General features: G+C 62.7%; 9 protein-coding genes. 6 read left to right on the forward strand and 3 right to left on the reverse strand.

Annotated features, from left to right (window positions below):
• Positions 1–8: 8 nt before the first annotated feature.
• Both QN397_RS01650 and serA read right to left on the reverse strand, forming a co-directional pair.
• Positions 9–3926 carry an FAD/FMN-binding oxidoreductase gene (locus QN397_RS01650; RefSeq protein ID WP_323499902.1) on the reverse strand — a complete coding sequence of 1306 codons (3918 nt, stop codon included), beginning with the start codon at positions 3924–3926 and terminating at the stop codon, positions 9–11.
• Positions 3927–4106: 180 nt separating this feature from the next.
• On the reverse strand, positions 4107–5336 hold the full coding sequence (serA, locus tag QN397_RS01655; RefSeq protein WP_323495512.1) for a phosphoglycerate dehydrogenase: 1230 nt from the start codon (positions 5334–5336) through the stop codon (positions 4107–4109).
• Between the two features lie 179 nt (positions 5337–5515).
• Here serA and ugpB point away from each other — a divergent pair, with 179 nt between their 5' ends.
• From ugpB to QN397_RS01685, 6 genes are all read left to right on the forward strand, one after another.
• Entirely contained in the window at positions 5516–6826 is a 1311-nt protein-coding gene (ugpB, locus tag QN397_RS01660) for a sn-glycerol-3-phosphate ABC transporter substrate-binding protein UgpB (RefSeq protein WP_323495513.1), read from the forward strand.
• A 120-nt stretch (positions 6827–6946) separates the two neighbouring features.
• Positions 6947–7828: a sn-glycerol-3-phosphate ABC transporter permease UgpA gene (gene ugpA / locus QN397_RS01665; protein WP_323495514.1), complete on the forward strand. Its 882-nt coding sequence runs from the start codon at positions 6947–6949 to the stop codon at positions 7826–7828.
• Between the two features lies 1 nt (position 7829).
• A complete protein-coding gene (gene ugpE / locus QN397_RS01670) occupies positions 7830–8681 on the forward strand; it encodes a sn-glycerol-3-phosphate ABC transporter permease UgpE (RefSeq protein ID WP_323495515.1) in 852 nt (283 codons plus the stop codon).
• Positions 8682–8693: 12 nt separating this feature from the next.
• Positions 8694–9701, forward strand: a complete 1008-nt coding sequence (gene ugpC / locus QN397_RS01675) for a sn-glycerol-3-phosphate ABC transporter ATP-binding protein UgpC (protein WP_323495516.1) — start codon at positions 8694–8696, stop codon at positions 9699–9701.
• Positions 9698–10435 carry a glycerophosphodiester phosphodiesterase gene (gene ugpQ / locus QN397_RS01680; RefSeq protein ID WP_323495517.1) on the forward strand — a complete coding sequence of 246 codons (738 nt, stop codon included), beginning with the start codon at positions 9698–9700 and terminating at the stop codon, positions 10433–10435. Before ugpC ends, ugpQ begins: the two co-directional genes overlap by 4 nt.
• A gap of 52 nt (positions 10436–10487) precedes the next feature.
• Positions 10488–12914: a DUF3772 domain-containing protein gene (locus QN397_RS01685; protein WP_323495518.1), complete on the forward strand. Its 2427-nt coding sequence runs from the start codon at positions 10488–10490 to the stop codon at positions 12912–12914.
• A 14-nt stretch (positions 12915–12928) separates the two neighbouring features.
• Here QN397_RS01685 and QN397_RS01690 read toward each other — a convergent pair whose 3' ends face one another.
• A complete protein-coding gene (locus tag QN397_RS01690) occupies positions 12929–13207 on the reverse strand; it encodes a hypothetical protein (RefSeq protein WP_323495519.1) in 279 nt (92 codons plus the stop codon).
• Between the last annotated feature and the right edge of the window lie 62 nt (positions 13208–13269).

The raw sequence follows: 13269 nt of genomic DNA on the forward strand, positions 1-13269 counted from the left end.
ACTCCTGTTCATACGAGTACGCGCTCGATGCCGCCACGGTTGGCCGCGGCCACGTAGTTCGGCAGCCAGTCTGCGCCGAGGATCAAATTGGCCATTTCGACCACGATGTAGTCTGCTTCGAGCAAGCCGTTGTTCAGGTCGTCGCCATAGCGGCTAAGGCCTTGGAGGCAACTCGGGCAGCTGGTCAATATCTTGACGTTGCCTTGTGCCGCGACCGTGCCGGTCGCGCGCAAGTCGGTCTCGCCTTTTTTCAGTTCTTCTTCCTTTCGAAAGCGGATCTGAGTGGAGATGTCGGGCCGCGTGACACCGAGCGTGCCCGACTCGCCGCAGCAGCGGTCGTTCTTAAGCACGTTGTCTCCAGCGGCGTTGCCGACCAGCGCCTTCACGGTCTTCATCGGGTCCTGCAGTTTCATCGGGCTGTGGCAGGGGTCGTGGTACAGGTAGCCGCCTGCCGCGCCATCTTTGGCACCGTTCATCGCGCCATTGACCGCACCCGCCAGCGTGATGCCTTTTTCGAGCAGGTACTCGTGGATGTCGATGATCCGGCAGCCCGGGAAGATCTTGTCGAACTGGTAGCCCTGCAGCTGGTCGTAGCAGGTGCCGCAGCTCACCACCACTGTCTTGATGTCGAGGTAGTTGAGCGTGTTGGCCACACGGTGGAAGAGCACCCGGTTGTCGGTGATCATCTTCTCGGCCTTGTCGAACTGGCCGCTGCCGCGCTGCGGATAGCCGCAACACAGGTAACCCGGCGGCAGCACGGTTTGCACACCGGCATGCCACAGCATCGCCTGCGTTGCGAGGCCGACTTGCGAGAACAGTCGCTCCGATCCGCACCCCGGAAAGTAGAAGACGGCCTCGGTTTCCGACGTCGTCGTCTTCGGGTCGCGAATGATCGGCACGTAGTCCGCATCCTCGATGTCGAGCAGCGCCCGCGCGGTCTTCTTCGGCAGGCCACCCGGCATTTTCTTGTTGATGAAGTGAACGATCTGTTCCTTGATCGGCGCGGGGCCTAGCGTCGATGGCGGCGCGGCGGTCTGCTTCTTCGCGACGCGGCGCAACAGGTCGTTTGCCAGGCGCTGCGCCTTGAAGCCGATATCGACCATGCCGACGCGCATCGCCTTGATGGTCTGCGGGTTGGTCGCGTTGAGGAAGAGCATCGCGGCGGCATTGCCGGGCCGAAAGCTCTTCTTGCCCATCTTGCGCAACAGGTTCCGCATGTTCATCGACACGTCGCCGAAATCGATCTTGACCGGGCACGGCGACAGGCACTTGTGGCACACGGTGCAGTGGTCCGCCACGTCTTCGAACTCTTCCCAGTGCTTGATGCTGACGCCGCGGCGCGTCTGCTCTTCGTAAAGAAAAGCCTCGACCAGCAGCGACGTCGCGAGGATCTTGTTGCGTGGGCTGTAGAGCAGGTTCGCGCGAGGCACATGTGTCGCGCACACCGGCTTGCACTTGCCGCAGCGCAGGCAATCCTTGACCGAATCGGCAATGGCGCCGATGTCGCTCTGCTGCATGATCAACGACTCATGGCCCATGAGACCGAAGCTTGGCGTGTAGGCGTTGGTGAGGTCCGCGTGGAGCGCGCTCTGCGCTGTCACGCGCAACAGCTTGCCCTTGTTGAACCGCCCTTCAGGATCGACCCGCATCTTGTAGTCGGTGAACGGCTGCAGTTCCTCATCGGTCAGAAATTCCAGCTTGGTGATACCGATGCCGTGCTCACCGGAAATCACGCCGTCCAGATCCCGCGCCAGTTTCATGATGCGCACCACCGCTGCGTGCGCGGTCTGCAGCATGTCGTAGTTGTCGCTGTTGACGGGGATGTTGGTGTGTACGTTGCCGTCGCCGGCATGCATGTGCAGGGCGATCCACACGCGGCCCTTGAGCACACGCTGGTGAATGGCGTTGCACTCGTCGAGGATCGGCTGAAACTCCGCGCCGGTGAAAATGCTTTGCAGCGGCAGACGGATCTGCGTCTTCCAGCTGGCGCGCAACGAATGGTCCTGCAACTGTGGGAAGAGCGCATCGACGCTTTGGAGCCATCCGGCCCACAGCGCGCGCACTTCTCGAACCAGATCGATTGCCTGGCCCACACGGTCTTCGAGCAGTTCGGCCGAAGGTATGTCGTTGGCATCGTCTGTCTTGCCGAGCGGCAGACTACCGCGCGTAAAAAACGCTTCCAGCGCATCCGTGAATGCGATCTTGTTCTGCAGCGACAGCTCGATATTGATACGTTCGATGCCATCGGTGTACTCGGCCATGCGCGGCAGCGGAATCACCACGTCTTCGTTGATCTTGAAGGCGTTGGTGTGCTTGCTGATGGCGGCCGTGCGCTTGCGGTCGAGCCAGAACTTCTTGCGCGCTTCCGGGCTGATGGCGATGAAACCTTCGCCGTTGCGCGAGTTGGCGATGCGCACCACTTCCGAGGTGGTGCGCGCCACGTCGTCGGCGTCGTCACCCGCGATGTCGCCGAACAGCACCATCTTCGGCAAGCCACCGTGCTTCTTCGATTTGGTGGCGTAGCCGACCGCCTTCAGGTAGCGATCGTCCAGATGCTCCAAGCCGGCCAGCAGCACGCCACTGCGCTTCTGCTCGGCGAACATGAAGTCCTTGATCTCGACGATGCTCGGCACCGCGTCCTTGGCGTTGCCGAAGAACTCCAGACACACGGTGCGCGTGTGCGCCGGCATCTTGTGCACGATCCAGCGGCAGCTAGTGATCAGCCCGTCGCAGCCCTCTTTCTGGATGCCCGGCAGGCCCGACAAAAACTTGTCGGTCACGTCCTTGCCAAGGCCTTCTTTGCGAAAGGTCTTGCCGGGAATCGTCAGGCGCTCGCTGCGCAGTTTGGTCGTTCCATTGGCCGCGAAATACTGCAGATCGAACACGGCGTTTTCAGCGTCGTGAATCTTGCCGAGGTTGTGACCGATGCGCGTGACTTCGAGCCACTCGGCCTGCGGCGTCACCATGCGCCACGAGGCCAGATTGTCGAGCGCGGTGCCCCACAGCACGGCCTTCTTGCCGCCGGCATTCATCGCGACGTTGCCGCCGACGCACGAGGCCTCGGCCGAAGTCGGATCGACCGCGAAGACATAGCCCGCCCGCTCGGCCGCATCGGCGACGCGCTGCGTCACCACGCCGGCTTCGGTCCAGACGGTGGCCACCGGTGCATCGAGGCCGGGCAGCGCGATCACCTGGACCTCGGTCATGGCTTCGAGCTTTTCGGTGTTGATGACCGCGCTGTTCCAGGTCAGCGGAATCGCGCCGCCGGTGTAGCCGGTGCCGCCGCCGCGCGGGATGATGGTCAGGCCCAAATCGATGCAGCCCTTGACCATCCCCGCCATCTCGGCCTCGGTGTCCGGGCACAGCACGACGAAGGGATACTCGACCCGCCAATCGGTCGCGTCGGTCACGTGCGACACGCGCGAGAGTCCGTCGAACTTGATGTTGTCTTTGGCTGTCAGTCGGCGCAGCACGCGGGTGGCTTTACGACGCAAGGCGGCGACATCGCGGAACATGGCGTCGAACGCTACGATGGCGTGACTCACCAGCGCGGTGAGTTCGCCAACCAACGCGTCGCGCTCGGCATCGACATCAGGAGTGCGGCGCTTGCCGACCTCGGTCAGCCGGTGGTTCAACGCATCGACCAGCTGACCGCGGCGGCGCGGATTGTCGAGCAGATCGTCGACGAGGTATGGATTTCGCTGCACGACCCAGATGTCGCCGAGCACTTCATAAAGCATGCGCGCGGAGCGGCCGGTGCGGCGCTCGGATCGCAGGTTCTGCAGCAACTCCCAGCCGCGTTCGCCCAGCAGGCGAATCACGATCTCGCGATCGGAAAAGCTGGTGTAGTTGTACGGGATCTCACGCAATCGTGCGGGCTCTGCGGCCTGCGACAACAACGCAGTCAAAGCGGTCGGTGCATTCATCGGGGAAAGTGGGCCTCGGTCGGGCGCTGCGCACCCTCTTGCCGGGGCTGTGATTTTAGGTCAGCGGTGGTGTTGATGCGCTTCGCGTCCGATGTTTGCGCGGACCCCGCTTTCCGAGGGGAGCAGCAGCAGAGCTTCCACCCGCCAACCATCGACAAAAACGCTCCCCACCGACGACAACTAAAACAACACCCGGCTTCGAATGGTCCCAGGCACCTGCGCCAACTTCTCCAAAGCCAGATCCGAAGAAGCCGCATCGATGTCCGTCACCACGTACCCGACCTTTTCATTTGTCTGCAGAAACTGCGATGCGATGTTGATGTGGTTGTCCGAAAAGATCCTGTTGATCTCCGACAGAACACCCGGCACGTTATGGTGGATGTGCAGCAGACGGTGCTTGCCCGGATGCGCCGGCAGCGCCACTTCCGGAAAGTTCACCGACGAAACCGAGGTGCCGTTGTCGCTGTACTTGACCAGCTTTTCAGCCACCTCGCCGCCGATGTTGGCCTGTGCCTCCATCGTCGAGCCGCCTACGTGCGGCGTCAAAATCACATTGTCCAGACCTCGCAGCGGCGACTGGAATTCTTCGTTGTTGCTGCCAGGTTCGACCGGGAACACATCGATGGCCGCGCCCCAGAGTTTCTGGCTCTTGATGCCCTCGGCCAGCGCATCGATATCGACCACCGTGCCACGCGCCGCGTTGATCAGAATGCCGCCCGGCTTCATCGCGGCGATCTCGGCTGGCCCGATCATCCATTTCGTCGACGGCAACTCCGGAACATGCAGGCTCACAATGTCGCTCTGCGCCAGCAGGTCGTGCAGTTGCGGAATCTGACGCGCATTGCCCAGCGGCAACTTGCTCACGACGTCATAGAACGTGACGTGCATTCCCAGCCCTTCGGCCAGTACCGACAACTGCGTGCCGATCGACCCATAGCCGACGATGCCGAGCGTCTTGCCGCGAATTTCATGCGAGTTGGCGGCGGACTTCATCCATCCGCCGCGATGCACCAGCGCGTTTTTGGCGGGGATGCCGCGCAGCAAAAGAATGGCTTCAGCAAGCACGAGTTCTGCGACCGAGCGGGTGTTCGAATACGGCGCGTTGAACACCGCCACACCACGCTCGCGGGCCGCATTCAGATCGACCTGGTTGGTTCCGATGCAAAAGCACCCCACCGCCACCAGCTTGGGCGCCGCCGACAGCACGTCGGCCGTGAGCTTGCTTTGCGAGCGTATGCCCAGGAAATGAACGTCGGCCAGCTTGGCTTTCAGCTCCTCGCCCTGGAGCGCCTTGGGCACGGTTTCGATTTGCGTGTACCCCGCGCCGCGGATCACTTCGAGTGCCGAAGAATGGATGCCTTCCAACAGAAGGAACTTGATTTTGCTTTTGTCGAGGGAAGTCTTGCTCATATCTAAAGGCTAGCATGGTGCATCGCAGCAAGCAGGGCTCCGGTCGGGATGGCGGCGCTTCAAAAAGGGTTTCCCCGGCTGGTTGCAGCAAGTCTTCCATGCGACAAACAGCAACGCGGAACCGTCACAAAGATGACCTAGCATCCGCCCCTTCGTTTTCCCAATTTTCAGGAGTCTTCATGCGATTCAAGACGCTCGCCTTGGTTTCGGCGTTGGCCGCCACGCTGTTCCACACGGCACACGCCCAAACCGAAATCCAGTGGTGGCATTCGATGACCGCCGTCAACAACGAATGGGTCAACGATCTGGCCAAGCAGTTCAACGAAAGCCAGAAGGAATACAAGATCGTCCCGACCTTCAAGGGCGAATATGCCGAGTCGATGACCGCGGCCATTGCGGCTTTTCGCGCCGGTAACGCTCCCGACATTCTGCAGGTATTCGAAGTCGGCACAGCGACGATGATGGCCAGCAAGGGCGCCATCGTGCCGGTCGGAAAAATTATGAAGGACGCCGGCGAGAAGTTCGATCCGAGCGGCTACGTTCCTGCGGTGGCGGGCTACTACACCGCGCCGAACGGCCAGATGTTGAGCTTTCCGTTCAACAGCTCGACGACCATCTTCTACTGGAACAAGGACGCCTTCAAAGCGGCCGGCCTGCCGACCGACAAGGCGCCGACCACCTGGCCCGAAGTGGTGGCCGCCGCCGCCAAGCTCAAGGCCAGCGGCCACAAATGTCCGTTCACCACCGCTTGGCAAAACTGGACCCAGCTCGAAAGCTTTTCGGCCTGGCACAACGTCGAGTTCGCGAGCAAGAGCAACGGACTGCAAGGCCTGGACGCGCGCCTGAAGGTCAACTCGCCATTGCATGTGCGCCACATCGAGAACCTGGCCAACATGGCCAAGCAGGGCCTGTTCGTCTATAAGGGCCGCAGCAGCGTGCCGCAAGCGTCGTTCACCTCGGGTGAGTGCGCCATGATCCAGACCTCGTCCGGCTTCTATGGCGACGTCGCCAAGAACGCAAAGTTCGCCTACGGACTGGCCCCGCTGCCCTACTACCCGGACGTACCGGGCGCACCGCAAAACACCGTGATCGGCGGCGCCAGCCTCTGGGTCATGTCGGGCAAGACGCCGGAGAAGTACAAGGGCGTCGCCAAGTTCTTCACCTTCCTCTCGCAACCCGAAGTGCAGTCGGCCAGCCACAAGCGCACAGGCTATCTGCCCATCACCACGGCGGCCTACAAGCTGACCGAAGAGTCGGGTTTCTACAAGGAAAAGCCGGGCACCGATGTCGCAGTGACGCAGATGATCCGCAAGGTGACCGACAAGAGCCGTGGCATTCGCCTGGGCAACTACTTGCAGATCCGCACCATTGAGGACGAAGAGCTCGAACAGGTCTGGAACGGCAAGAAAACCGCCAAGGAAGCGCTCGACGAAATCGTCAAGCGCGGCGACGAACAACTCGAGCGTTTCCAGAAGGCAAACAAGAGCTGACTCTCGCGGTCGTCCTCGCCGGGCCCGCGTCCGGCGCCGTGCCCGGCTCCGGCTAATATCGCCCGCCCCGTTGGTCCTTCTCTCAGGACGGCCGGGCGGGATTTTTACGTAAGGGACCCCATGGAAAAACGCGTCGTCTTTCGATCGAGCTGGCTGCCCTGGCTGCTGATCCTGCCGCAGGCGGTGGTCATCCTGGTGTTCTTCTTCTGGCCGGCCGCCCAAGCCGTTTTTCAGTCGTTGCAGCAACAGGATGCGTTCGGCACCTCGATCGAATTCGTCGGCTTCGACAACTTCAGGCAATTGATCGCCGACCCGAGCTATGCGGCGTCTTTCAAGACGACGGCTTTCTTCTCGGTACTGGTCGCCAGCATCGGTATTTCACTGGCACTCATGCTGGCCGTTTTCGCAGACCGCATCGTGCGTGGCGGCATGTTCTACAAGACGATGCTCATCCTGCCGTACGCGGTCGCACCATCGGTGGCCGCAGTGCTGTGGGTCTTCATGTTCTCGCCCTCGCTCGGCGTGGTGTCGTATGCGCTGGGCAAGTTCGGTATCGACTGGAACCATCTGCTCAATTCGGGCCAGGCCATGGCATTGATCGTGATGGCGGCCATCTGGAAGCAGCTGTCGTACAACTTCCTGTTTTTCCTGGCAGGCCTGCAGTCGATCCCGAAATCGTTGATCGAAGCCGCGGCCATCGACGGAGCCAAACCGTGGCGCCGCTTCTGGACGGTGCAGTTCCCCTTGCTGACGCCAACCACCTTCTTCCTGCTGGTCATCAACGTGGTCTACGCGTTCTTCGACACCTTCGCGATCGTCGATGCGGCCACGCAAGGCGGCCCAGGCCAAGACACCTCGATCCTCGTCTACAAGGTCTATCACGACGGCTTCAAGGCGATGGACCTGGGCGGCTCCGCCGCGCAGTCCGTCGTGCTCATGGTGATCGTCGTGGCGCTGACGGTGGTGCAGTTCCGCTACGTCGAGAAGAAAGTGAATTACTGACATGGTCGAAAAACGCGGCACCCACGGCATCCTGGCCCACGTCGTCATGGTCCTCGGCGTGCTGATCGTCGGCTTCCCGCTGTACCTGGCCTTCGTCGCATCGACGCACACGGCACAGGAGATCGTGCAAGCCCCCATGCCGTTGCTGCCCGGCGGCCACATGTGGGAGAGCTACAAGTCGGCGCTCTTCGGCCGCGAAACCAGCAATGGATCGAACGCGCCGGTGGCCCACATGATGTGGGTCAGCTTCGTGACCGCGATGGTCATCTCGATCGGCAAGATCAGCATTTCCTTACTGTCGGCCTTTGCCATCGTGTATTTCAGGTTCCGCTTCAGGAAGATCGTGTTCTGGATGATCTTCGTGACGCTGATGCTGCCGGTCGAGGTGCGCATCCTGCCCACCTACCAGGTGCTGTCGAACCTGCACATGCTCAATACCTACGCCGGCCTCACGGTCCCGCTGATCGCATCGGCCACCGCGACCTTCCTGTTTCGGCAGTTCTTCATGACGGTGCCGGACGAGCTCACCGAAGCCTCCCGCATGGACGGCGCGAGCCCGATGCGTTTCTTCATCGACGTGCTGCTGCCGTTGTCGAAAACCTCGATTGCGGCGCTCTTCGTGATCCAGTTCATCTACGGCTGGAATCAGTACCTCTGGCCGCTGTTGGCGACCACCGGCGAAGACATGTACCCGGTGGTGGTCGGCATCAAGCTCATGATGGCCGGAGGCGACGCGTCCAACGACTGGAACGTGGTGATGGCGACCGCGATCCTCGCGATGCTGCCGCCCGCGCTGGTCGTGGTTTTGATGCAGAAGTGGTTCGTCAAGGGCCTCGTGGACACTGAAAAATAAGACAAAGAAAATATGGCTTCTCTTTCACTACGCAACGTCATCAAGCGCTACGGCATCGGGCCGAAGGCGAATCAGGTTATCCACGGCGTGAGCGCCGAGGTTGCCGACCATGAATTCATCGTCATCGTCGGGCCTTCGGGCTGCGGCAAATCGACGCTGCTGCGCATGGTCGCGGGGCTCGAAGAAGTTTCAGCGGGCGAAATCCGCATCGGGGACCGCGTGGTCAACGACCTCGAGCCGTCGGAGCGCGACATCGCGATGGTGTTCCAGAACTACGCGCTGTACCCGCACATGAGCGTGTTCGACAACATGGCCTACGGCCTGAAAATCGCCAAGGTGCCGGTGCCCGAGATCAAGACGCGTGTCGACAAGGCCGCCAAAATTCTCGAACTCGGCAGCCTGCTCCAACGCAAGCCGCGCGAGCTTTCCGGAGGCCAGCGGCAGCGCGTGGCGATGGGTCGCGCCATCGTGCGACAACCGCAGGTGTTTTTGTTCGACGAACCGCTTTCCAACCTCGACGCCAAGCTGCGCGCTCAAACGCGTCTGGAGATCCAGAAGCTGCACCGCGAGCTCGGCATCACATCGCTCTTCGTCACGCACGACCAGGTCGAGGCAATGACGCTGGCGCAACGGATCATCGTGATGAACGGTGGCGTGATGGACCAGTTCGCAACACCCGAAGAGGTCTACAACCGCCCTGCCACCACCTTTGTCGCGAGCTTCATCGGTTCGCCGCCGATGAACCTGCTGCGGCATGCACCGGGCGTCAGGTCGGGTCATATTCTCGGCATCCGGCCCGAGCACATGAAGCTCGACGAAAACGGATGGTCGGTGCAGGTCGAGCAGGTCGAACTGCTGGGCGCCGAGCGCCTGGTGTACGGCCGCATCGGCGACGAGCAAATCATCATGCGTACCGACGAGGGCGACCATCCACCGGTTGCCGGCGACACCGTGAAGATCGCGGCGCGGCAAGACAAGCTGCATTGGTTCGATGCCGGCTCAGGGAAGCGCGCAGATTGAAACAGTGGCCTTATCCGTGCTGGGTCGCGCACCGCGGTGCGGGCCAGCTGGCGCCTGAAAACACGCTGGCCGCGTTCCGCGTCGGTGCAGCGCACGGGTACCGCATGTTCGAGTGCGACGCCAAGCTGAGCGCCGACGGCGTGCCTTTTCTGATGCACGACGCGGCGCTGGAACGCACCACGAGCGGTCAGGGCGCCGGCGGCAAATTACCGTGGAGCGATCTGGCGCTGCTCGATGCCGGCAGCTGGCATTCGCGCGCCTTTGCCGGCGAACCGCTCGCCACGCTCGAGAGCGTCGCTCGCTTCTGCCTGGCGAACGACTACTTCCTCAACATCGAGATCAAGCCGACGCCCGGCAGCGAGCGCGAGACGGGGCAAGTCGTGGCCTGGCATGCCGCTCGTCTTTGGCAAGACGCGGCCATCCCACCGCTGCTGACATCGTTTCAGGTCGAAGCGCTCGAAGGCGCTGCAACCACTCAGCCCGATCTGCCACGCGGCTTGCTGCTCGACACCTTGACCGATGGCTGGCTCGACACCGCATCTCACCTGGGCTGCGCTGCCATCGTCTGCAACCAGGGTTTGTGGAACACCGTCACGGTGGCCGAAGCCAAGGCGATCGGTATGCGCACCCTGAGCTACACCGTCAACGACGACTGGGCCGTGCAGCGTCTGCTGGCACTGGGCACCGACGGCATCATCACCGACCGCATCGACCTCTTCAGTCCGGCAGCGTGACCGGAGCGAGCCCGTCGGTCTGGCCGGCAGGGCTCGCTGTGTAATAGGCTCAATGATCAGCACCAAGACCTGGATCTCTCGCCTGTCGGCGCTTCTGTTCGCCGTGGTGCTGTGCGCCGCAGCGCACGCGCAGGACAACAGCGCTCCCGCAGCGGCCGCCGACCCCCAACCGAGCGTGGCCGAACTGCGAGCGCAGCTCAACGCGCTGCCCGCCACGCTGGACAACGCGAAGGAGGTTCGGGCGCGGCTGGCGGAGATCAACGACATCGGCCAGCAAGGCGAGGCTTTCGTGGCGTCGCACGCCGGCCAGCTTGCAGATATCAATGCCCGGCTGGGCGAGCTCGGCAACGCGCCGACTGCGGGCGCGACCGAAGACCCCGACATCACGCGCCAACGTGCTGCGCTGACCAAGGAGCGCAACGGACTCGATGCCGACATCCGGCTTGCGCGGCTGCTCATCATCGACTCACAGCAGCGCGGCAGCGACTTACTGGCGCAGCGTCGTTCGCTGTTCGAGGCGCAGCTCACCGAGCGCGCCGCCTCACCGCTCGGAAGCGATTTCTGGAACGACTTGCACGATGCGTGGCCCGACGACACGGCGCGCGTCGGCCAGCTGATCGGCAACATCAAACGTGGTGTCGCGCTGGCGATCCAGCCACCGCACCGCGCCGCAGTACTCGCGGTGCTGTTGGCCGCACTGCTGATCGCGACGCTCGGCAACTGGGTGGCGGAGAAGGGCCTTGCGCGCCTGGCGGCGCGCGTGCTTCCGGTGGGCCGGTTGCGCCGTTCGCTGCTGGTGATCGCCATCGTGACGACCAACGTGCTGTTGGTCGCGATCGCCGCGCACTGGTCGTTCTACATGCTCGACAAGCGTGAGTCGTGGCCGCCGCAGTCTCGGGCCGCGGCGCTAAGCGTCGTGCAGTCGCTGATCTTCATCGCGTTCGTGATCAGCCTCGGGCGGGCGCTCTTGTCGGCTGGTCGACCGTCGTGGCGCTTGCCGCCGATGTCGGAAGCGGCCGCCGCGCGTCTCGCTCCGCTTCCCTGGTTCGTCGCGGTGGTGGCGGCGCTGGTGTGGGCACCGGCGCGCATCAATGCGCTGGTCGACGCGAGCTTCGCGGCGGTGGTTGCCACGCACGTGCTCACAGCGCTCGGGCTCACCGCGTTGACCGCCATCGTGTTGCATCGCGTCAAGCCCCTGAGCGCCGAAGCCGACCCAGAGACCGGCAAGCCTGCCGATCGTCCGATGTGGGTCGGTTTGCTGCTCGCCGCCATCGCCGTGTTGACGGTCGCGATATGGGTGCTGGTCGCGCTTGGGTATGTGGCGCTGGCGAGCTTTCTGGCCACGCAGCTGACATGGGCCGGCATCGTGGCGATGGCCTTCTACGTGCTGTTCAAGTTCGTCGACGACCTGTTCATGGCGGTCGTCGCATCGAAGAGCAGCTTCGGTCAACGGCTGCAGAAGGCCTTCGACCTGCAGCCGCAAACGCTCGACCAAGCCGCGGTCGTGCTTTCCGGGCTGGGCCGCGTCGCCCTCTTCTTCTACATGCTGGTGTCGCTCATCACCCCACTGGGCACAAGCCCCGCCGAGGTGTTTCAGCGCAGCGGCACTTATGGCAGCGGACTGAAGGTCGGCGAGTTCCAGCTGGTGCCGGGCGCCATCGTGAGCGCGATCACCGCGTTGCTCATCGGCTTTGTCTTGCTGCGCGTGTTCAAGCGCTGGCTCGAAAACAGCTATCTGCCGGAGACCAGCCTCGAAGTCGGCATGCGCAGTTCGCTCACGACGCTGCTTGGCTACGTCGGGACGATCGTGGTGGTCGCGTTTGCCTTGTCTGCGCTCGGCATCGGTGTGAATCGCATCGCCTGGGTCGCGAGCGCGCTGTCGGTCGGCATCGGCTTTGGGCTGCAGGCCATCGTGCAGAACTTTATTTCCGGTTTGATCCTGCTGGCGGAGCGGCCGGTCAAAGTAGGTGATTGGGTGGTGCTGGGCACGGCCGAAGGAGATGTGAAGCGGATCAACGTGCGTGCCACCGAAATCCAGTTGGGCGACCGGTCGACCTTGATCGTGCCCAACTCGGAGTTCATCACCAAGACCGTCCGCAACATGACGCTGGCGAACGCCGAGGGCCGTGTATTGATTCGTTTGCCGATGCCGTTGACCACCGATGCGCACCGGGCGCGCGATGTGATGCTGTCGGCCTGCAGTGAGCATCCGGGCGTGCTGCCGACCCCGGAACCATCGCTCATGCTGGATGGCATCGAAGGCGGGTTCCTGATCTTCCAGCTGATCGCCTATGTGCAGAACCCGAGGTTGGCGGGTGGTGTGCGGAGCGACCTGCTCTTCAAGATCCTCGACGAGCTGAACAAGGCGCAATTGCCGCTGGCGGCCTATGCCGCTGCGCCGATGCCAGTCGCGCCGCCAGCCTCCGCATCGCAACCTGCCGAAGTTCCAGGCCCGGACCCGGGACCGCGCCCCGCGTGACCAGCTGGTTCCGTCTATCGCCGTGCACCGCCGGCCAGCAGCCATTGACCGGTACCGCAGACGATCACCAAGGCGCCATAGGTCCACATCATGCCGTCATGGCCGTAGATGACCAGACCGGTCACCATCACCGCAATACCCGCCAGGAAATTGATGCCTGTCTGCGTCCAGAACCCTGGCGCTCCTGCTCGTCGCCTCATCAAAAAGCGGGTTGCCAACGCCAGCACCAGCGCGATGAAAAAGGCCGGCGCTAAGAAGTTGAGCAGGGAGTCGAGCAGTTGAAATGGAGACACGGCGGAGATCAAAAAAAAGCGGGGCGGCGTAGGCTAAACCGCCGATAGTCTCGGCCACATGG

It is taken from the genome of Variovorax sp. RTB1 (genome assembly GCF_035018765.1).
Taxonomy (GTDB): domain Bacteria; phylum Pseudomonadota; class Gammaproteobacteria; order Burkholderiales; family Burkholderiaceae_C; genus Variovorax.